We start from the raw sequence: 21891 nt of genomic DNA, 5'->3' as shown, positions 1-21891 counted from the left end.
CGTTTTTTCCGGATTCAGCTGGAACCCCATGTCTCCAAAGGCCGCTGTGCCGTTTACTTTCAGGAAAAGGAAGTTATACTATGATTCTCGACCTGACGCACACCATCCGCGAAGATATGCCGGTCTATCCCGGCTCGCCTCAGCCCACGTTTAAGCCCTCCGGTAATTTGACCCGGAACGGCTATCGGGAGACGCTCATTCAGTTCGCCTCCCACACCGGAACCCACATGGACGCGCCGTCCCACATGCTGGCCCACGGGTCCACGCTGGACGTGCTGCCCGTGTCTCAGTTCTGCGGTCGGGCCGAGGTGGTGGACGTGTCCTTCCTCCCGCCCGGAGGAACGATCACGACGGAGTTTTTGCGCAGTCTCAACGGCGCGGTTCTCTCCACCGACTTTGTGCTCTTTTACACCGGCTGGGAGAAAAAGTGGGGGACCGACGCGTATTTTGACGACACGTTCCCCGTCCCGGACAAAGAGGCGGCGCAGTATCTTGTCTCCTGCGGCCTCAAGGGCGTCGGGACCGACGCGCTGAGTGTGGATACCTTGGCGGCCTCGGACCGGCAGGCTCACAAGACGCTGCTGGGCGGCGGACTTGTGATTGTGGAGAGTCTGTGCCTGCGCAAGGTCGTGGGCCGGAAGGACATGATGTTCTTCGCGCTGCCCATGAAATTTATGGACGCTGACGGCGCGCCCGTCCGCGCCGTGGCCGAGTTCCGTGATTTTTCTGAAAAGGAAGAAGGCTCTGACGCATGAAAAAATTTCTTGCGATTCTAGTCTGCAAGCTGGGGCATTTTATCGGCGGCTTTGTGGGAAAGGGCAGCTCTATGCCCGGCAAGTTCGCACTGAAAATCTGTCCGTATATCTTGCGGCAAGTGACTCTGCCCCCCTACATCATTGCCGTCACCGGCTCGAACGGCAAGACCTCCACCGTGGAGATGATTGCCGCCATTTTGCGATCAGAGGGCAAGAATGTGGTCTACAACGAAGAAGGCTCCAACCAGATTGAGGGCGTGACCACCACCGTGCTGACCCATTCCACCTTCGGCGGGGTGATGAAGGCCGACGTGCTGTTGATCGAGTCCGATGAGCGGTACGCCGCCCACAGTTTTAAGTTTTTCCACCCCACCCACTTTGTGGTCACCAATCTGTATCGGGACCAGCTGACCCGTAACGGCCACCCCGAGTGGGTGTTTGACGCGCTGCAGCCTGCCATGTTCCCCGAAACGCGGCTGATTCTCAACGCGGACGATCCACTCTCCTCCTGCTTTGGCGTGGGGCGGGACAATGTGGTGCGGTTTGGTCTGGACCGCTGTTCCCTCTCCACAGAGGAGCCATCCGGCGCGTATCACGACGGAGCTTACTGCCCTGTTTGCAAATCCCCCATGGAGTACCGCTATTATCACTTCAACCACATCGGCGCCTATCACTGCGAAAACTGCGGCTTTGTGCGGCCTGATTCTGTGGACTACACCGCCACCGATCTGGACCTTGAAGAGGGCCTGCTGACCATTGACGGGGCGCTTACCATCCATCTGGCCTTCCGCAGCATCTACAACGTGTACAACATTCTGGCGGCCTACGCCGTATGCCGGGAGTGCGGCGTCAGCGCGGAGCGCATCGGAAAGGTTGTCAACAATTATATCCTCAAAAACGGGCGCATGGTTCGCTTCCTTCTGGGGGCACACCATGGAATGCTGCTGACCAGCAAGCACGAAAACTCCATTGCCTACGACACAAACCTCCGCTTTGTCCGCTCTACCGAAGACCCCTGCACGGTGGTGATTATTGTGGATGCCGTCAGCCGCAAGTATTACACCAGCGAAACCAGCTGGCTGTGGGACATTGATTTCGGTCAGTTGAACTGCGAGCATGTGGAAAAGGTGCTGCTCTGCGGGCAGTATGCCAGCGACCTTGCGGTTCGCTTTTCCTTCACCGACGTGCCGCAGGAGAAGATTGAGCTGCATCCCGACATCACAGAGGCATGCGCTTCTTTGAAAGAACGCGGGGCGGAGGACGTGTACGTGCTCACCTGCTTCTCCGACCGGGACAAGCTGCTCTCTCAGGTGGAAAAGGAGGCGGTGTGAGATGGAACTTCGGTTTTTGCATTTTTACCCCGACCTGATGAGCCTGTATGGAAGCTGGGGCAATTTGGCGCTGCTGCGCCGGCATCTGGAGGATCTGGGCAATACTGTGACGGTGGAGGAAATTCGGCCCGATCAGGAAGCCTGCCTTGAACATGCGGATTTTATTTTTATGGGTGCGGGGACGGAGCGCAGCCAAAAGGCCGCGCTGGCCGATTTCTCCCGCTTTGGAGATGAGATGCGCCGTGCCGCCGACAGCGGCGTGACCATGCTTTTCTGCGGAACTGCCATGCAGCTTCTGGGCCAGTCTATCACAGACGCGGCGGGAAAGTATTTCATGGGCGTGCGGGTTGGAACTTTCAGCAGTACGCAGGGGAAGAAACGGTTTGTGGGCGACGTATACGGCCACACGGACCTGTATCAGTCCCCCGTTGTGGGTTTTATGAACTCCTGCACGCTGATTTCCGGCGTTGTAACGCCGTTGGCTACGGATTTGTCCATGGGCTTTGGCAACGAACAAGAGCACGGACCGGAGGGCTTTCGGAAAAACAACGTGTTTGCCTCCGAGTTGACCGGTCCCATTCTGGTGAAAAATCCGCCGCTGATGCGCAAGGTAATCGCTGCGATTTACGACCACCGGGGCGAGGCCCTGCCGGAAACGCTCCCCACCTACCCCATGGAGGAGGAGAGCTATCGCATTGCCTGCCGGGAACTGAAGGCCCGGGCCGAGAAACCGTAAGTTGTTTGATAAATTGAACCGCGTCTGCCATCCCAAAAAATGGCGGACGCGGTTTTGCTCAATATTCGGCGCACAGGACAAACATAGATTCCGATCCATGCCCAAGACCGGTGGTTCGGAATTCACTCCATCGTCTCAACCAAATTTTTTACGATGCGCCCGGTAAGGCCCCAGACAGAGTGACCCTCCCAGTGCCAAATGGGCACCTCTGCCTTCCCCGTCTCCCAGCGATAGTCGGCGGGAACGCCCACCTCGTCATAGGGAAAGTCCGCCGGAACGTTGGGTTCCAGCGTATAGGTATAGATCTTGGGCGGCTGGGTGCGGAAAAATTCCAGCGGCACGGTAAAAACCGATTCCACTTCCGCCGCCGAGGGCCGCATGGCCGCAAGACCCGCAGCTTCCAACAGCCCCACCACCGGCTCCAGAGAAAATTTTCCTGCTTGGCTGAGATAGTCCGACCGGCCCAACAGCTGAATGTGGGCTGGGGAAATCCCCAGCTCCTCCTCCGTCTCCCGCAGGGCGCAGATTTCCGCTGTCTCTCCCGGCTCCATTCGTCCGCCGGGAAAGCAGACTTCGCCCCCCTGCCGCCGCAAAGAGGTCGCCCGGACCTCAAAAAGCAGGTGCAGCCCGTTCTCTTTTTCCACAAAAGGACACAGCACCGCACACGCGTACTTCCGCCCCAGCAGTCCCGGTGTGCGGTCCCGCCAAAGGGTTTTCAACGTCTCCGTCCTCATCCCAGCAAAAAGGAAATGGCCTGATGCTGGTTTTTAATGTCTACCGACGGTACGGCGGGGGCATACTCTCCATCAAGGGACCACGGCAGTTCCTCCTCCGTCTCCACATGGATGGAAGACACATGGCGGAATACCAGCCCACCTTGATCGTACTGCTGATTCAGCAGGGCCATAATCAAATTGTTCAGGTCAATGGGCGTTTTAGGGCTGGGGATCAGCAGCATTTCAAACAGTCCATCGTCCAGCACCACCCGCTCCGGGTCCAGCTTCATCAGCCCGCCGATGGAGGTGGAGTTGCATACCGCGCCAAACAAATATTCCCCGTCCAGCCGCTCTCCGTCGGCGGTAATTCGGACCTGATAGGGGCGCAGGGTGTTCAAATCCTTCATGCCCTCCAGAATATAGGCAAAGTGCCCCAGCGCGTTTTTCGCGGCTTGAGACGCCGCGTAAGAACTGCGGACAAAGGCCCCGAAGGAGGCCACGTACACAAAATACCGCTCGTTCCACCGTCCTATATCCAGCTTTTTCGCCTCGCTGGCCATGGCGGTCTGGGCCGCCCGGACGGAGTTGGTTGAAATGCGGAGACTGGCGGCAAAATCATTGGTGCTTCCGCGAGGCAGATAGCCCAGCACCGGCGGCTTTTCCAGCCGCATCAGCCCGGCAACGGTTTCATTCAGCGTGCCGTCGCCGCCCACGCAGACCACCGTGTCATACTTTCCACCTTCCGCCGCAACCGTTTCCGTGGCGTCGCCCGGTCCGGCGGTATTATGAATATTCACCAGATACCCCGCGTCGGAGAAAACCCCCAGCGCGTCAAACAGCGGGCCGCGGGACTGCGTCTTTCCCGAACGGGGATTTACAATCAGAAGCATCCTTTTCTCTTTCATTCCTGCGCCTCCTGATGCGAAACAAGCCGTAAAGAACTTGTAAATTCTTGAAATACAAGGGTATTTCAGTCGTGTGAATCAGTATAGCACGCCCGGTGCGGTATTGCAATTCTCTTTCCCCGCGTGTTACAATAGAGTTTAATCAAAAAATGCAGCCCGCGCAGAAATGGCACGTCAGCCGCAAAAAGCGGGCTGCTCCGTTTAGCGGCAGAAATCATCAAAGGAGGCGAAGCCGCATGCGGCAGAGCAGATATTGGAAGGTAGGCGTCACCGTATTTTTGACCGCCGCGGCGGTCCTTCTGTTTTACGATCTTCTTTTCGGTCACCGGGCCGCGGTGGTTCTGGTTGCGCGGCTGTTCACCGCGCTGGAACCGATTATTTACGGAGCCATGATCGCCTATCTGCTGGCTCCCATGGTGGACTTTTTTGACCGGCACATCTCCCCCAGCCGAATGGCCGCCGCCAAAAGCGACGGGCGCTTTCGCGCCCCCGGCGTTCGGGCGGTGAGTCTGGTTCTGACATGGATTGTCATTTCGGTGTTTTCCTATCTTCTTTTGAGCTTTCTTCTGCCGCAGGTTTATAAAAGCATTTTGCGCCTGATCGATAACATGGAGACTTATTACAACACGATCAACACATGGATCACCGGTCTTTTGGAGCAGAATCCCTCTTTGGAGGGCTGGGTAGCCGAACAGCTCAACGCCTATTACAAGGACTTGTCCAGCATTATTACCAATCAGGTTCTGCCGCAGGCACAGATGCTGATGTCCGCCGTGAGCGGCGGCGTTGTCTCGGCGCTGGGCTTCTTGAAAAACCTGCTGGTGGGCATCATTGTCTCGGTTTACTTGCTGGGGACCAAGGAGCGCTGTGCGGCCCACTGCCGCAAACTGGTGTGCGGTTTGTTCCGCCCCTCTCAGACTGTGTGGATTTTCCGCGCCGTGGGCACGGCGGATCGCATCTTCAGTGGCTTTGTCCGGGGAAAACTGCTGGACTCCCTCATCATCGGCATTATTTGCTTCTTCTTCTCCAACATTTTCAACTTTCCCTATACGCCGCTGGTATCTGTCATCGTGGGCGTCACAAATATCATTCCCTTTTTCGGCCCGTTCTTGGGTGCGATCCCCAGCCTGTTCCTGATTTTGCTGGACTCCCCCATCAAGGCGCTGTACTTCCTGATTTTCATTCTGGCTTTGCAGCAGGTGGACGGCAACATCATCGGCCCCAAGATTTTGGGCGACCGGACGGGCCTTTCCAGCCTTTGGGTCATCATTGCCATTCTGGTGGGCGGCAGCTTCTTCGGTGTGCCGGGAATGTTCTTCGCCGTGCCGGTATTTGCCTGCTTCAACACCTTCGTGGACTTCTGTGTGAACTCCAAATTGAAGAAGCGGGGGATGCCTTTGTCCGTCTCCTCCTATCAGGGAGAAGTTCCGAAATCCGAGAAAAAAGAGACGAAAGAGCACGACGGACTGTAAAATTTTCTTGCAATCAGCGCTCATATCGTGTACAATACGGCCTTGCGGGGAACGTTATTTTTATGACGAACCCGCAAGGCCCCTTTTTGGGTCAAAACTGAATAGGAGCCAAACAATTTTTCAAACCCGGTCGACCCATTTGGGCGGCCAGGGGAAGGAGAAAGCAATGAAAAAACGCATTTTGGCAGGACTTCTGGCGACACTTCTGTGCGCCGCACTCTCCGGTTGCGGAGGCGGCAGCGAGAATGGCAGCACGCCGGGAGCACAGAGCAGTTCGGGCAGTGCCAGCCCAACGGCCACGGCGACTTCCATCACCGTTGGCATCGCACAAGATTTAGACGAAAGCCTTGACCCACACCTCACGGTATCGGCAGGGACCAGAGAAGTCATGTTCAACGTATTTGAGGGGCTGGTAAAGCCCACTCCGGACGGAGATCTGATCGACGCGGTCGCGAAAAGCCATGAGGTATCCGATGGCGGAACTGTGTACACCTTCACTTTGCGAGACGGTGTGAAGTTCCACAACGGCGCGGCAGTGACAGCAGACGATGTGGTCTGGTCCATTCAACGCTGCGCCGACACCGGCAAGGGCACTGCCCCGCTGGTGGAGGCGTTTTCTAATATCCGGTCCGTGGAGGCCACAGACGAAAAAACAGTGGTCATCACTCTGGGTGTCTCCGATAACGAATTTTTGGCGGCTCTCACCACCGCCATTCTCCCCGCATATTCTGACCAGCAGTCCACGGCCCCCGTTGGCACCGGCCCCTTCAAATTCGTTTCCCGCACCATTGGAGACTCCATCGTTCTGGAGCGGTTTGACGATTATTGGGGCGAGAAGCCGTCTCTTGAAACCGTCACATTCAAAATTTTTGAAAGCGGCGACGCGCTGGTGCTGGCGCTTCAAAGCGGCGCGGTGGATCTGTGCGCTCACCTCACGCCGACGCAGGCGGCCCAGCTGGGCGATTCTTTCACCGTTTTGGACGGCACCATGAATCTGGTGCAGGCCTTGTATCTGAACAACGCGGTAAAGCCCTTAAACGACGTGCGGGTGCGTCAGGCGCTTTGCTACGCCGTGGACAAGCAGCAGGTGATCGATCTTGCCTCCGACGGAACCGGCAAGGCGCTGGGGTCCAGCATGTATCCGGCGTTCACCAAGTATTTTGACGATTCTCTCACCAATTATTACACACAGAATGTGGAAAAGGCCAAATCCCTGCTGGCAGAGGCCGGATATCCCAATGGCTTTGACCTGACGATTACCGTTCCCTCCAACTACCAGCCCCACATCGACACCGCGCAGGTGCTGGTGGAACAGTTGAAGGCCGTGGGCGTCAACGCGGAAATTGAACTGGTAGACTGGAACACCTGGGTCAGCCGGGTCTACACCGACCGGGAATATCAGTCCACGGTGGTGGGCGTGGACGCAAGTTCCATGACCGCCCGCGCCATGCTGGAACGGTTTACCTCCACCTACGGCAAAAACTTTATTAATTACAACAATGCGGATTATGACGCGCTGTTTCAAGAAGCACAACTTGTCACCGCCGCCAATGACGGGCAGGAGCAGACGGCGCTTTACAAGCAGATGGAACGGAATCTGACGGAGAACGCCGCCAACGTCTATTTGCAGGATTTGGGCGATCTGGTGGCCATTCGCAGCGATCTCACCGGCTATCAGTTTTATCCCATTTACGTGATGGATTTGTCCGGCGTGAAGGCCGGGTAACCTTTTAAAAACATGCGCCAAAAAAGGAGGCGGCTACCGTGAAATACGCAGTGAAAAAACTGGGAACATTCCTGCTGACTATGGTGGTCGTCTCCTTTTTGGCCTTTGCGGCATTTCAGCTGGTGGCGGGAGATCCCGCCACCAATCTGCTGGGCACCGAATCCACTCCGGAAAAGGTGGCGGCTCTGCGGCATGAAATGGGGCTGGACCGTCCCTTTCTGGTGCAGTACGGCAGTTGGCTGGCCGGCTTTGTAACCGGCGATCTGGGGCAGTCCTATTCCGGCGGAGCGGTCACCGATCTGCTGGCGGCCCGCCTGCCGGTGACGCTGATTCTGAGTGGGATGACTTTTTTGCTGACGCTGGTGTTGGCCCTGCCGCTGGGACTTCGCTCCGTCCGCCATGGCGGCGGGGTTCGGGGCGCGGCCCACACGGTGGTCAATCAATTTCTCATGGCTCTTCCCCCTTTTTTTACCGGCATTTTGCTGACGTGGCTGTTCAGCATTCTGCTCCGCTGGTTTCGCCACGGCGCGTTTCCCGGCTTTGGGACAAGCGTGGGCGGCTCCCTTTGGTATCTGCTGTTCCCCGCCGTGGCGATTGCCGTTCCCCGTATTGCCCAGACCATTCGGATGCTGCGCAGCACGGTGCTGGCGGAGATGGACCGGGACTATGTCCGCACAGCCATTGCCCGGGGCAACGACCGCTCCGGCGTTTTATACCGCCATGTGCTGAAAAACGCGCTGGTGCCGGTGGTAACGTTTTTGGCCCAGACCATGGCGGAAATTGTGGCGGGCAGCATTGTGGTAGAGCAGGTATTCAATCTGCCGGGTCTTGGGCGGCTGCTGCTGACCTCCATTTCCGGACGGGATTATCCCACCGTGCAGGCTATCGTGGTAATTCTGGCATTCTGGGTGGTTTTGGCAAACACCGTGGCGGACCTCATTAACCAGCGCATCGACCCAAGATTGCGAGGTGCGCGGACATGAAAACGATTCAAAAAGCTGTCCGGGATCACCGAAACGGCTTCTTTCTGGCGGGCTGCATCATCACCGGCATCCTGCTGGCCCTGATTTTACTGGGCGCGGTGTGGACGCCGTATGACCCCACCGCTATGAACGGCAGTGAAAAACTGCTGGGGCCTTCCCTGTCCCATCTGTTTGGAACGGACAACTTCGGCCGGGACATTTTTTCTCGTGTTTTAAAGGGCGCGGGGGTCACGGCTCTGGTCGCGGGAGGGACCGTGGCCATCGGCGGAGTGTGCGGCATTCTGATCGGCGCGCTCACCGGGTATTTCGGCGGCGCGGTGGACGAGCTGCTCATGCGGTTTAACGATGCGATTACCGCCTTCCCCAGCATTCTTCTGGCGTTGGTGTGTGTAACCCTGTTCGGCTCCGGAAAGTATCAGGTCCTAATGGTTTTGGGTGTGGTCTTTATCCCCAGCTTTGCCCGGGTTACGCGGACGGCGTTTCGCGCCCTGCGGGATGCAAATTACGTCCAGAGCGCCCGCCTCATGGGCGCAAAACCAAGCCGCATTCTTTTTGTCCACATTCTGCCCAACACCCTTCCTGTGCTGCTGCCCGCCGTCACCATCGGCTTTAACAACGCCGTACTGGCGGAGGCTTCTATGAGCTTTCTGGGCCTTTGCGGGCAGCCGCCCGACGCGTCCTTAGGCACACTTTTGTCCGAGGCGCAGGGAATGCTGGCCACCGCTCCGTGGTACGCCCTTTGCACCGGCGGATGTATCGTGGCGCTTATTTTCGGCGTGGGCCTCATTGGAGAGGGTCTGCAAAGCGGAAGGGGGGAACGTAATGCTTGAAATCCGCAACCTCCACGTAAAATTCCACAGCCGCTGCCGCGAGGCGGTATCCGGCGTTTCCCTCACCATTGCCGATGGGGAGATTTTGGGCCTTGTGGGAGAATCCGGCTCTGGCAAGTCCGTCACCGCCATGTCGGTGGCAGGTCTGCTGCCCCGAAAGCAGTGCGATTACTCCGGAGACATTTTACTGGACGGCATGGATCTGCTCCACACTGACCGCGCCGCCCTGCGGAAAATTCAGGGACGGGACATCGGTGTGGTATTTCAAGAGCCTCAGTCCAGTCTGGACCCGCTGATGAAGGTGGGACGGCAGGTGGAGGAATGCCTGCTCCTCCACACCGACCTTTCCAAAGAGGAGCGCCGCGCCCGAGTTATAACCGCCATGACGGCGGTGGAGCTGCCAAATCCCGAGGCCCTCTATGACAAGTATCCTCACGAACTGTCCGGCGGAATGCTTCAGCGTGCGATGATTGCCGCCGCGGCGGTGACCCATCCCAAGCTGCTGCTGCTGGATGAACCCACCACCGCGCTGGACGTAACCATTCAGGCCCAAATTCTGACGCTTTTAAAAAAGCTGAACCGGGACTACGGCATGAGTATGCTCTTTATCTCCCACAATCTGAATGTGGTCCGCAAGCTCAGTTCCCGCGTGGCGGTGATGCAGACCGGCGTGATTGTGGAAACCGGGGCTACGGAAGACGTTTACGCCCATCCCCAGCACCCCTACACGCAGAAGCTGGTGGCCGCCATTCCCACCCGGAAAAAGCCGAATTTTTGATTGCGTATTACAATATTCGACTCCGATATTACAAATTGTATTTATTTTGCGCCTATTTTGAGAAAGGAGCCGCCCGATGAACGAGGAACTGACCCTGTCCGTCCGCCACCTCACCTGCGGGTATCGCGCCGGGGGCGGCCTGTTTGAAAAAGCCGTCCGGCAGGAGGTCTTGCGGGACGTGACGTTTGATCTCCGAAACGGCGAAATTCTGGGTCTGGTTGGCGAATCCGGCACGGGCAAATCCACGCTGGCAAAAGCCATTTTGGGGATGGTACGGCCCGATTCCGGGGAGATCATCCACCACACCAAGCGGCCCCAAATGATTTTTCAGGACCCGTACAGTTCGCTGAACCCCGCCTATACCGTGGCGTGGATATTGGAAGAGCCTCTGCGCATCTTCGGCAAGTATGACGGGCCGGAGCGCAAGCGCCGGGTGCGGGAGATTCTGGACCGGGTAGAACTGCCGGAGGAATGCCTCGCGGCAAAGCCCTCGGAACTTTCCGGCGGGCAGCGCCAACGGGTGTCCATTGCGGCGGCGCTGATCCAGCGGCCAAAGTTTCTCATTGCCGACGAGCCGGTGTCCGCGCTGGATGTGACCATTCAGGCGCAGATTTTGCAGCTTCTCAAAAAACTGAATCAGGAGCTGGGACTCAGCTACCTTTTCATTTCCCATGACTTAAATGTGGTCTATCAGCTGTGTGACCGGGTAATGGTGATGAAGTCCGGCCAGATTGTGGAGCAGGGGTCTGTGGAAGAAATTTTCAATCATCCCCGGCAGGATTACACCCGCCAGCTTTTGGCGGCGGAGTGAGGGGATGAAAGCATTCTTTCTGCGGCATAAAAAGCTGCATATCTGGCTCTTGGCGGAGCTTTTGCTTCTGACCGTCTTTTTCGCCGTCCAGTCCAACCGCGTTTGGATGACTGCCCTGACGCAGCGCGTCTCCAATCCCGTCCGCCGGGCGCTGGGGGCCGTCTGCTATCGCGTTTCCTTTTCTGTGGCGGAGGTCTTGTGCGTTTTTCTGGTGGGATTCATCGCGGTCTACCTGCTGGCCGGCCTGATTGCCGTTGTGCGGGCAAAGGGGCGGCGAAAGCAAGTGCTATACAGCGCGTTGCTCGGCGCGGCGTGTATCGGTCTGACGATCTGGGGAGCTATTTGCTGGCTCTGGGGCGTTCAATATTATGCGGACGGCTTTCAGGTCCAATCCGGCATTTATGCCGAGGAGGTGGCTCTGGAGGATCTGGACGCGGTGACCCAGTTTTTTGCAGACCGGCTGGCAGAGACGGCGGATCAGGTGGCGCGAGACGAAGACGGCTTTTTCGCCGTCCCCCGGGAGAACATTCTGCAAGAGAGTACACAGGTCTATCGCGTTGTCTCTGAGCAGTTTCCGTTTCTCAGTTTTCAAGACCAGCCGCCCAAAGCCATCCACTTTTCCAGCCTCATGAGCATGCTGGACTTCACTGGTGTCTACTGCCCTCTGACCGGCGAGTGCAACGTCAATGTGGACAGTCCCGCCGTCTTTTTGCCCGCCACCGTCGCCCATGAGCTGGCCCATCAGCGGGGTATTGCCTCGGAGCAGGAGTGCAATTTTATCTCAATTTTAGCCTCCACCACTTGTGGCTTGACGGATTACGCCTATTCCGGGTGGCTTCTTGGATATGTACATCTGGGCAACGCGCTTTACTCTGCGGACCGCGACCGCTGGCAGGAGATTTACGCGGGCCTTCCCGACGCCGTCCGTGCAGACCTGCTGCACAATAACGCGTATTGGGCGCAATATGAGGATGCCCCCGCCAAAAAGGTTGCCAACAAAGTCTACGATGGCCTGTTGAAAACCTATGGCGATAAAAATGGGATGCGAAGCTACGGAACGGTGGTAGACCTGCTGGTGGTATATTATAAATAAAAAACCATCGTGTAACTCCGGTCAACAGAAACACCATGGAAACAAGCGTCAGGGCCGGGGAAGTTTTCTTCCCCGGCCCTGACGCACCATTTACTCCAAAGTCCTTTGGCGTTATTCTTTTTCAGGAAGGTAGCGCAGAATCACGCGCAGCAGCACCTGCTGATCCACCGGCTTTGCCACATGGGCGTTCATGCCCACGCGGAGACAGTCCTGCACATCCTGCGCAAACGCATTGGCGGTCATGGCAATGATGGGAATTTTCCCGGCCTGCGGGTGCGCACAGGCGCGGATGGCGGAAGTCGCCTCGTACCCATCCATAACCGGCATTCGAAGATCCATCAAAATTGCGTCGAACGTCTCCGGCGCGCTGTGGCAGAAAATCTTCAGTCCCTCCTGCCCGTCTTGGGCGCAGACAACGGCCGCTCCCGCATCCTTCAGCATCTGCTGCGCCACGATGCGATTGATCGGATGGTCCTCCACCAGTAAAATTCGGCGGCCTTGCAGACATTTTTTCGGAAGAACATCGGACGAGCGGCCCCGCCGCGCCAGCTTTTCCACCTCATCAGGCGCTACAAACGCCAGCGGAATCTTCACAACAAAGGTGGTTCCCTTTCCCGGCGCACTGGTCACATCCATTATGCCGCCCTTGTAATCCACCAGATTTTTCACGATGGAAAGGCCAAGTCCCGAGCCTTCCGTTCCGTTGACCTGTCTGCTTTTCTCCCGGTAAAAAGGATCGTATAGATGCGACAGGGTTTTGGCGTTCATCCCGATGCCGGTATCCGAAATGGTATAGCGGAACCAACCCACATTTTCGCTCTTCGGCGAAAGTTCCTTGACCTCCAGCGTCACGTTTCCGCCGGCGGGAGTAAATTTCACCGCGTTTCCCAGCAAATTTTCTAAAATCTGCTCAATGCGAAGCGCGTCGCCCACGCAGGCATCGTGTTGGATGTTGATGGAAAAGTGAAATTGAATCTTTTGCTGATCTGCCAGCATCTGGGTGCGGTCCGTCAGCATTTGGAGCAGCGTTGCGTGGGAAAACGGTTCCTTATTCAGGACCAGCCGTCCGCTCTCAATCCGGCTCATGTCCAGAATATCTCCGATCAGGTCCCGCAGATGGTTGGAAGAATCCCGGATAATTCGCAGAGATTTTTCCACCTGCACCGGATCGTCCCGGTGGGTCAGGGCCAGATCGGTCATGCCCACGATGGCGTTCATCGGTGTGCGGATATCGTGGCTCATGGCGGAGAGGAAATCCTGCTTAGCCCGGTTGGCGTCTCGCGCCAGTGCCAGCGCGCTGCGCAGATGCTCCGTCCGCTGTTCCTCATCCAACTTGGCGCGGGTAACGTCGCTGCGCACAGCGCAGACGCTTTGCCGGTCCGCTCCGCCCCATGTGACGCTGACCTGTTTATAGTGCCGCTGCCCGCTCTGGCGGACCTCCACAATGAAGGAATAACCCTCCGGCTCCAGTTTCAGCCGCGCCATCATCTGCTCTAAACTCATATTTTGAAGCAGCTCCTGCCGCTGATCCTCCGGAACGTCACAGTCGGTAAAAAGCTCCTTCTCCATCTCGGAAACGCCTTGACGCACCAGAGGCGGACGGTCCATCAGGATCGTCTGGCGGGAGTAGAACAGGCAGGAATCCATCTCCAGCGAGACGAAGGCCAAAAACTCAAAGGTCTGGGCCAATATTCGCAAGAGTGCCTGCTGCTCTCGCAGAGAGTCTGTGATATCCGTGCGGGCAAAGCAGAACCAGTCCATCCGTTCATCCATACGGAATACCAGCGCGTTTTTCGCCTGAACGCCGCTTTCCGAACGGGTGGAATAGTGAAAGGAATACGAAGGACCTTTGTCCAGCCGCGCCTTTATGTAAGCAAGGTCCAGCATTCGGGCGCACTTATCCCGATCCCGGGGAATGGCCTCGTCCAAAACCAGCTTTTTCAAAAGCCGTGTGCAGTCTCCCGACTCCTGCGGCTGCTCAAAATTTCCGTCTGCCGGGCAAAGATTCCAGTAGCGGTTCTGCACAAAATCCAATCCCAGAATAAAATCGTAATTGTCGCTGACCAGCCGCTGCTGCATCTGGAGCACAAGATGCTTGCTGGTCATATCCCACACCGACAGGATGCCCGTCAGATTCCCGGTGCCGGGAATCGTGGTCGTTTCCTCAATCACATGCACATAGCGCCCAGAGGACATCTCGGGCGACCGGGCAAAGCAGTCGTATTCCGTGAGCGTCTCATCCCGCTGGTGCGCGGCAATAAGCGCTTCGTTGGAAAAGCGGTCCAAAAATCCCGCCCGCTCTTTTTCATCCGGAATGGCAGCGGCAAATTTCTCGATCATTTTTGACCGCAGGCGGTTCGGCCGATTCTTTATCCGACAGCCGGTGTAACCGCGAATTTCCAGCACCCGGTCCTCTGTGATATCGCTGCGCGTGGTGATGATGGCGCCGGACTGAAGATCCTCCCGGTAGTGCTGAAGCATATTCGTATGCTGGCGCTGAAGGATCTCCTGCCGCCGGACCTCTTCCGTCATATCGGAAAAGACGGCATACACGGTGGTACTCCCCTCGTCAGGGAGAAAACTGCAATGGTTGCGCACCCAGACATATCCATCGCTGCCTTTGCGGATGCGATACATCATCTGGCAGGAATCACTTCCATCCCGGATGCACTGCTCCAACGCTAGGTACAGCTCTGTCCGGTCATCCGGGTGAACTCCTCCCAGCGCATCCCGCTCATACAGCGCCATCGCCTGATTGCGGGGCATTCCGGTCATTGTTGCAAAACCGCAAGAGAGGAATTCCGTGATATAGGTTCCGTCCGGACGGCGGCGCATCACCGCCATGCCGCCGGGCATGTTCCGCACCAGCGTCTGATAATAGCGGTCCAGCCGCGCCCAGTCTTTCCGTTGGCGCTTTTCCGCCGAGATATCGCTGATGTACTGGATATAGGCGGGACTTCCGTTCCAGTCGATGTGCTGGGACTTGACGCGATAAACCCGCTCCGGCAGGTCTGTAAACCGAACCTCCCGTGCGCCGTCCGGCAGTCCGCGGGCCATCGGGCAGCACTCACAGGGCCGCTCCCTTCCATGAAGGGTTTGATAGCATTTTGTCCCTAGATGAATGGTGCGCTGTCCGCCCCAAACCGCATGTTCACCGCCCACATATAAAAGGTTCATGTCGTCGGCGTCAATCACATAGACTGCGTCCGTAGTCTCGTCGCTGACGCGCTGCATCATAGAGCGATCCGTTGCGCTGGAAAAGATGGCAAAAAGGAGTGTTTTCCCATCCTGCGTCACGGGGCCGGCGTTGACCCGAATCCATAGAAGTTCTCCGTCACTGCCCCGCAGGCGACAGGCAAGGCGGGTGGGCCGGCCGGTGGAAAACGCATTAAAAAACGCCGTTTCCACATGTGCACGGTCCTCCGCGCAGACGATCTCAAGTGCACCTCTGCCCATCATCTCATGATATTCGGCGGGTGGAAATCCCAGAAGGACGGGAAGCCCGTCCGACCAAGAGCAGGCGGAAAACACACCGTTTTCCAAACTGTACAGACAGGTTCCTCCCGCCAATGCGTCCGTCAAATATTGATTTTCCTGCTGGCAGAGAGCGGCATCTCTTCTCTTTTTCTCTCTCACGTTCATAGGCCGCCTCCCTTTCACGCAATGACAAATTCGTGCAGCGCGCGGTACAGCACCTCCGGCTCGATGGGTTTGGCAAGGTGCGCGTTCATTCCCGCCGCCAAGCTCTTTTGCACATCGTCTTCAAAGGCATTGGCGGTCATGGCGATAATGGGCGTCAGCGCAGCGTCCGGACGGTTGAGATTGCGGATGGCCGCCGCCGCGGAAAGCCCGTCCATCAAGGGCATTCGAATATCCATCAACACCGCGTCGTAATAATTCAGATCAGATTCCCGATAGAGTTCCAGCGCCCGGAGTCCATTTTCAGCGGTATCCACTTGAAATCCAACTCGCTGCAAAAGTTTGACGGCAATCTCCGTATTCAGGGGATGATCCTCAGCCAGCAGAATGCGCCGTCCCTTGAAATCGTAAGTTTTGGGGCTGGATTCTGTTCCCAGCCCTGCCTTCCCGGAATAAATCCGCTCGAAGGCGGACTCCAGCGTGGACCGAAACAGGGGTTTTCCGATCAGCAGATCTACGCCGGCGGCATGGGCCTCTTCCTCAATGCCGCTGCAATCATAGGCCGTTATGATCATAATGGTGATCTCCGGTCCCGCGATGGTTCTGAGATGCCGGGCCGTTTCAATGCCGTTCATCTTCGGCATTTTCCAGTCAAGAATCACGGCGTCAAAATGCTGGCTGTCTTCATGCATCTGCCGCACCCGTTCAATGGCCTGCGCGCCGCTGTCCACGCCCTCGGCGGTCGCGCCAATCTCCCGCAGAATCTGAACGGTATTCTGGCAAACGGCGGCGTCGTCATCCACCACCAGAACCCGCATCTCCTCGTAGCGGATGGGCTTTCCGCATCGGCGCGTCTCCTCCGCCCCTGTCTCCAGCCTTACGTCCACCGTGAATTCAGAACCCACATTTTGAATGGAACGGACGGTAATGTGCCCGTTCATCATGTCCACAATATTCTTTGAAATGGCAAGGCCCAGTCCTGTGCCGCCGTAAGTCGTGGTGGGGCCGCCGCTCTCCTGCATAAAAGGATCAAAAATTTTTGGGAGAAAGGTCGGTGCAATGCCGATCCCCGTATCCGTGATGATAAAGCGCAGGGTGGCGGTGCTTTTCGCGTGCTGGATGTGGGCGGCCGAAAAAGTGACTTTTCCGCCGCCTGCGGTAAATTTCACAGCGTTGGACAGGATGTTGATGAGCACCTGCTGGAGCTTCATCTCGTCACCCACGAAACGATCTCCCAGTCCCGCGCTCATGATACATTTAAACTCCACACCCTTTTGATTCGCCTGTGCCCGGATCATATCGGTAACGGAGGAAATCATGCGTTCTAAGGAAAACGGCGCGCTCTTGAGCAGCATTTTCCCGCTTTCAATGCGGCTCATGTCCAAAATATCGTTAATCAGTGCCAGCAGAAACCGGGAGGAAACGCCGATCTTATGCAGGCAGTCCGCCACCTCCTGCCGATTGTCTCCCGCTCCGGCGGCAATGGTGGTCATCCCGATGATGGCATTCAGAGGCGTACGAATCTCGTGGCTCATGCGGGAGAGGAAATCGCTTTTGGCCACGTTGGCCTGCTCCGCCGCCTGCAAGGCGGTCAGCAGCGCCTCCCTCTGGCGCTGTTCCTGTTCAATGATATCGGTGATATCCATGCGGCTCAGGCAGACATGGCCCGTAATCTGGTCGATGTAGGCAAGGCTGAATTTTTTATACCGCAGCCGCCCGCCCGCGCGATTGGGCACCGTGAAGGAATAGGACGCGTCCTTTTCCAGTCTGGCTTGAATATTTTCAAAGTTCAGCTGTTTGAAAAACTCCGCGCAAAACGGCTCCGGAATTGCGGCGGTCAACACGTTGAGGCACTCATCGCGGAAGCTGCCCGCGGCAGGCACGTTGGCAAAGTCCGGTGCGCCCTGCGCGGCAATACGATAGTGGTCGTTCAGAATATCCACGTCCATCAGAAAATCAAAGTCCATGGTGGACGCCCGCTCCAGCAGCCGCCGAGAAAGCCACTCCTCCGTGATATCAAAGCTGTAAAGAAACAGCGTCAGGTGATTCGTCTCCGGTGTGAGGTAGGTGCGGGCCACCGTCCGGCACCAGATCGTTCTTCCATCGGCCCATCTGCGGCGAAATTCCAGACTGTGATCCGTCTCGCCGCGGGCATTGGCGTCCATGAGGTGCCGACGGGAAAATCGATTCAAAAACCTGTCCACATCCTCTTGGGAGAAGGCGCTTTGCGCAATGTAACGCAGCGCCTCATCCACGCTTGTAGAGGTGAAGTACGACTCCACCGCAGAGCCGCCCAGACCAGAATAAGACTCAAAGACATCCATGGTCAAATCCGCCTGCCCCTTGGCAATCAGATTGGGGGCCGCCAGTTCTGTGGCATATTCGGATTCCCGCTGAAAGCGGGCGCGGATGCGGCTGCGCTCCTCCACCTGCTCGGTGGTATTTGTGAGGACACAGAAAAGAATCGGATCGTCCCCGTCCACGCCGCCGGTGAGGTGGCCCCGCAGGCCAATCCAAATCACCGTGCCATCCCAGCGGATCAGCCGGCATTCCACATATACGGAACCGGACCCTCCGGCCAGCTGCGCTTGGAACGCGGGAAGAACCTTTTCAGCGTCTTCCGGCTCCATCAATGCCAGAAGACGATTGCCCATCAGCGCAAATTTTTCGCCGGTATACCCAGTGATGTCATACAGCACGTCGCTGGTTTCCAAAACCTCCAAGCCCTCCGCATAGCGGCAGCGCAGCAGGGCCCCGGGGATGGTGTTCAGAAGCTGGCGGCGTTCCTCCTGTGCCGCATGCAGCGCAGTGATATCCACGCAGACGGAGATGATTGCGGCCCTTCCGTTTTCCGCCGTCACGCTGCGGCCAATGTCGTGAACCCAAATATATTCGCCGTTTTTCTTGCGCATCCGGTATTCAATTGTGTATTCGCCTTTGGCGGCAATCTGCTCCTCTACCTGACGCAGCATTTCCGTCCGGTCATCCGGGTGCATACAGTTCCCAAGTGAGCCGGAGATATCGGAGACAAATTCCGACTCGCTTGCATAGCCCAGATAGTCCAGCATGCGCTGGTTGATATAGTAGAACGGAAAGTCCGGCTCATGGTAAGCGCCCACCATGCCTCCGGCGGTGGCCTCGTCCAAAAGCTCGTTGCGCTGGCGGTTTAGATTTTCCATCACCAGCGTCTGGGGATAGTGCTCCTCGCCGCGCTGATTGCCGGCGGCCTCAGACGCATGGATATGGCAGATTCGCCAGAGGTCGTTTTCCATCCGCAGAAGCATAGAGGTTCGCAGCCGCCAGCTGTACTGCTTGTTCTGGAGAAGAAACTCCATACTCACACAGGCGCAGTCGGCATTCATCCTCTGCTCCTGCGGATGAAGAAAGACGATGCGAAACGGCTCGGGCTGTTCCCGGGAGTCCTTCATCAGATAGTCTCGCATGGCGGCAAGCCCGCTGGCAATTTCGCCGCCGCCTGTTCCGATCATATAAATATCGCCGGAAAGATACTGCTCCGCAGCCTCTGGATCACGGCGGCCAAACCAAATCCGCAAAAACTCCTGTACCTGCCCAATCGCTTCTTTGCTCTCTTTCATTGGCGGTATCTCCTCTCTTGCAAAGCCGCAAATGCGGCTTTGCCCCTCTCTGTCTGCGCACTGATTGCGCAAAGTGCGCTCCGAGGAATGGTTCAGATAAAGCAGACGCCCTTTTGATTGCGTTTTGCGCGATAGAGCGCCCGGTCCGCGCGGGCAAACGCATTTTCAAAAGATTCGCCCCTTTGCATAATTGCAAGGCCCGCCGAGCAAGATGCGGCACATCCCCCCGCCTTGCTCAAATCGGTGTCGCGAAATGCCTGACAAATCTCCTGCCCTTTTCGCAGCGCAGTCTCCACCACGTTCATTTGCAGAATCACCGCCACAAATTCATCCCCGCCGATGCGGGAGAGAATGTCGCCGCTGCGGGTGTGGGACCGGAGTACGCAGCTGAACTGCCGCAGCATCTCGTCGCCGCCGGCATGACCCTTGGAATCGTTGCAGCGCTTGAGATTATCCATGTCAAAAATAAAAATTGTGGCATTCGCCTGATCCAAATCTATCTGATCCATCGCATGATTCAAGCCCCGCCGGTTCAAAAGTCCGGTAAGGTAGTCCTGATAGGCCGCAGCCTCAAGCAATCGCGTTTTTTCCAGAATATCGTCATCCTTCAGTTCATTTTTCTCCTCAAAATCGTCCACATCCTGAAGGAACCGCTCAAACTCCCGCTGGGGGAGCGGCTGAGAGAAATAGTATCCCTGCCCAAAATTGCAGCCCACGCTCCGCAGCTTTTCCACCTGCTCCAACGTCTCCACGCCCTCGGCAATCACCTGCAGGTCCAGCCACCGGGCAAGGCTCACCACAAAGCTGAGGATGCTGCGGCGCTTGTTGCGCTCCTGCCCCTCCTGCAAAAACTTCAAATCCAGCTTTAAAATGTCAATAGGCAGTTCGTTGAGCATGTTGAGCGAGGAATAGCCGCTGCCGAAATCATCCATTTCAATGATAAAGCCCGCGCGGCGGAGCTTGGCCACCACGTCGCACAGCTGCTGGTGGTTTTCCGTATAGGCCGTCTCCGTAATCTCCAAATGCAATAGGGAGGGCTTGATCTGGTGTCGCCGCCGAATATCCACCAGAACTGTCTCCAAGTCGGCATTGTAGATGTCCGCGCGGGAGACGTTGACGGAGATGGGAACCAGCGGAAGGCCCCGCAGATCCCAGTCGTGTATGGTGACGGCCACCTCTTCCCAGACATACTGATCCAGCCGGGTAATAAAGCCGTTCCGCTCAAAAAGCGGCATAAACTTTTCGGGGGAAATTGTCCCCATGGTGGGGTGGTTCCATCGGACCAGCGCCTCCGCACCGCAGATGCGGCTGTTGCGCAGGTTGCATTTCGGCTGATAATAAACTTCAAACTGCCGCGCGTTCAGTGCGGACTCCATACTGTCCGCCATGGCCTTTTCTCGCAGACGATCCTGACGCAGCCCATCGTTGTAAAACGCCACGGTCTGCGCATATTGCCCCTTAATGGAATCGCACGCCAGCAGCGCTCGGTCGCACATCTGCTCCACCGGCAGCCGAACGTCGTTGACTGCGTAAACGCCCCACTTCATGAAAAACCCGCTGACGCCGGACTCACAGCGAATCCGCTCTGTGGCGCGGGCCAGGGCGGGTGCCAGATCAAAGCTGCCCCGCTCAATCATACACACAAAAATATCCGCCCGCAGCCGTCCGCACAAATTTCCTCCGGGCAAACCGCTCTGCATTTCCCGGGCCATCAGGCGCAGCACCTGATCGCCCACAGCCAGACCGAACACCTCGTTGACAAATTTGAAATTCTCCGCATTGGCGCAGAGCAGATCATACTGCGTGTTCGGATTCTGCCGGAGCGCCTGCCGTACCCGCTGGTAAAAAAACGCCTGACTGTACACTCCGGTGAGTCGGTCGTATTCCATCTGGTTCATCAGCGCCGCCGTCTCCCGCAGAGAGATGATGCTGGCGGCCCGATGCAGAATCACAGCGGGCTTATAGGGCTTTGTGATAAAGTCTGTGGCCCCATGGGCCAGCGCCTCCACCTCGTCTTCTTCCCCGTCGCTCTGGGTTGCAACGATGACGGGAATTGCAGAGAGAATCCGGTCGGTTTGCAGCTTTTGCAAAAAAGTGTAGCCGTCCATCACCGGCATCTGGATGTCAAGGAAGATCAAAGAGACGTCCTGATCCTCCCTGTTTAATAGATCCAGTGCTTCCTGCCCGTTGGCAGCCTCCAGCGTTTCATAATCCTGCGAGAGGATTTTGCAGAGTGTCAGGCGATTGGCGATATTGTCTTCCACCACCAAAATCTTGCGCCTTGTATTCATTCGCTTTCCCCTCCCTCGTCCGTCTGCATGGTCTGTGGCTGATGGAACCACCAGCTGTCCGCACATTCGGGCGTTTCCCGCCGAAGCATCCAAATTCAGCCCCGCCGCGAAAGATGACAGCGGCAGAATATATTATGTCTGGAATTTATGATATATTATATAGTCCCTGCGTTGAAATTACAACGCTTTCCGGCATTTTCTCCCGCACTTTGTCCCCATGCGCAACGTG

Annotated in this window: 15 protein-coding genes; 10 read left to right on the top strand and 5 right to left on the bottom strand. The window is 57.0% G+C overall.

Translation table 11 applies throughout. The features are described from left to right. Nucleotides 1-80 precede the first annotated feature (80 nt). From ON16_RS00395 to ON16_RS00385, 3 genes are read left to right on the top strand one after another with little or no spacing between them, the layout of a single operon-like run. The gene (locus tag ON16_RS00395; RefSeq protein WP_040658508.1) at nucleotides 81-755 is read left to right on the top strand and encodes a cyclase family protein; all 675 of its coding nucleotides are present in this window, start codon (nucleotides 81-83) and stop codon (nucleotides 753-755) included. Continuing rightward, nucleotides 752-2086 (top strand): Mur ligase family protein, encoded by a 1335-nt coding sequence (locus tag ON16_RS00390; RefSeq protein ID WP_040658507.1) that lies wholly within the window; start codon nucleotides 752-754, stop codon nucleotides 2084-2086. The genes ON16_RS00395 and ON16_RS00390 overlap by 4 nt, the downstream gene beginning before the upstream one ends. Nucleotide 2087: 1 nt before the next feature. After that, the gene (locus ON16_RS00385) at nucleotides 2088-2822 is read left to right on the top strand and encodes a type 1 glutamine amidotransferase (RefSeq protein WP_040658501.1); all 735 of its coding nucleotides are present in this window, start codon (nucleotides 2088-2090) and stop codon (nucleotides 2820-2822) included. A gap of 122 nt (nucleotides 2823-2944) precedes the next feature. Here ON16_RS00385 and ON16_RS00380 read toward each other — a convergent pair whose 3' ends face one another. Next, entirely contained in the window at nucleotides 2945-3541 is a 597-nt protein-coding gene (locus ON16_RS00380) for an NUDIX hydrolase (protein WP_243441734.1), read from the bottom strand. 11 nt (nucleotides 3542-3552) lie between these two features. Then, nucleotides 3553-4443, bottom strand: a complete 891-nt coding sequence (locus ON16_RS00375) for a diacylglycerol/lipid kinase family protein (protein ID WP_040658498.1) — start codon at nucleotides 4441-4443, stop codon at nucleotides 3553-3555. A 236-nt stretch (nucleotides 4444-4679) separates the two neighbouring features. On the opposite strand from ON16_RS00375, the gene ON16_RS00370 reads away from it, so the two are divergent. From ON16_RS00370 to ON16_RS00340, 7 genes are all read left to right on the top strand, one after another. Next, nucleotides 4680-5915, top strand: a complete 1236-nt coding sequence (locus tag ON16_RS00370) for an AI-2E family transporter (protein WP_040658497.1) — start codon at nucleotides 4680-4682, stop codon at nucleotides 5913-5915. A gap of 166 nt (nucleotides 5916-6081) precedes the next feature. Then, complete coding sequence (locus ON16_RS00365) at nucleotides 6082-7641, top strand: ABC transporter substrate-binding protein (protein ID WP_040658496.1); 1560 nt, start codon at nucleotides 6082-6084, stop codon at nucleotides 7639-7641. A 38-nt stretch (nucleotides 7642-7679) separates the two neighbouring features. Continuing rightward, complete coding sequence (locus ON16_RS00360; RefSeq protein ID WP_040658494.1) at nucleotides 7680-8624, top strand: ABC transporter permease; 945 nt, start codon at nucleotides 7680-7682, stop codon at nucleotides 8622-8624. Then, nucleotides 8621-9454, top strand: coding sequence for an ABC transporter permease (locus tag ON16_RS00355; RefSeq protein ID WP_144032015.1), 834 nt, complete (start codon nucleotides 8621-8623; stop codon nucleotides 9452-9454). Before ON16_RS00360 ends, ON16_RS00355 begins: the two co-directional genes overlap by 4 nt. Continuing rightward, entirely contained in the window at nucleotides 9447-10232 is a 786-nt protein-coding gene (locus ON16_RS00350) for an ABC transporter ATP-binding protein (RefSeq protein ID WP_051131438.1), read from the top strand. Before ON16_RS00355 ends, ON16_RS00350 begins: the two co-directional genes overlap by 8 nt. A 76-nt stretch (nucleotides 10233-10308) precedes the next feature. Continuing rightward, a complete protein-coding gene (locus ON16_RS00345; RefSeq protein ID WP_040658490.1) occupies nucleotides 10309-11043 on the top strand; it encodes an ABC transporter ATP-binding protein in 735 nt (244 codons plus the stop codon). Between the two features lie 4 nt (nucleotides 11044-11047). Further along, nucleotides 11048-12136, top strand: coding sequence for a DUF3810 domain-containing protein (locus ON16_RS00340; RefSeq protein WP_040658488.1), 1089 nt, complete (start codon nucleotides 11048-11050; stop codon nucleotides 12134-12136). A gap of 111 nt (nucleotides 12137-12247) precedes the next feature. Here ON16_RS00340 and ON16_RS00335 read toward each other — a convergent pair whose 3' ends face one another. The 3 genes from ON16_RS00335 to ON16_RS00325 form a co-directional block, all read right to left on the bottom strand. Beyond that, nucleotides 12248-15778 (bottom strand): ATP-binding protein, encoded by a 3531-nt coding sequence (locus ON16_RS00335; RefSeq protein ID WP_051131437.1) that lies wholly within the window; start codon nucleotides 15776-15778, stop codon nucleotides 12248-12250. A gap of 14 nt (nucleotides 15779-15792) precedes the next feature. After that, the gene (locus ON16_RS00330; protein ID WP_040658487.1) at nucleotides 15793-19371 is read right to left on the bottom strand and encodes a response regulator; all 3579 of its coding nucleotides are present in this window, start codon (nucleotides 19369-19371) and stop codon (nucleotides 15793-15795) included. Nucleotides 19372-19463: 92 nt separating this feature from the next. Continuing rightward, nucleotides 19464-21662, bottom strand: coding sequence for a bifunctional diguanylate cyclase/phosphodiesterase (locus ON16_RS00325; protein WP_040658485.1), 2199 nt, complete (start codon nucleotides 21660-21662; stop codon nucleotides 19464-19466). Nucleotides 21663-21891: the final 229 nt, after the last annotated feature.

The organism is Oscillibacter ruminantium GH1 (genome assembly GCF_000307265.1).
In the GTDB taxonomy this organism is placed as follows: Bacteria; Bacillota; Clostridia; order Oscillospirales; family Oscillospiraceae; genus Oscillibacter; species Oscillibacter ruminantium.
This window is presented reverse-complemented; position numbering and strand designations above follow the sequence as displayed.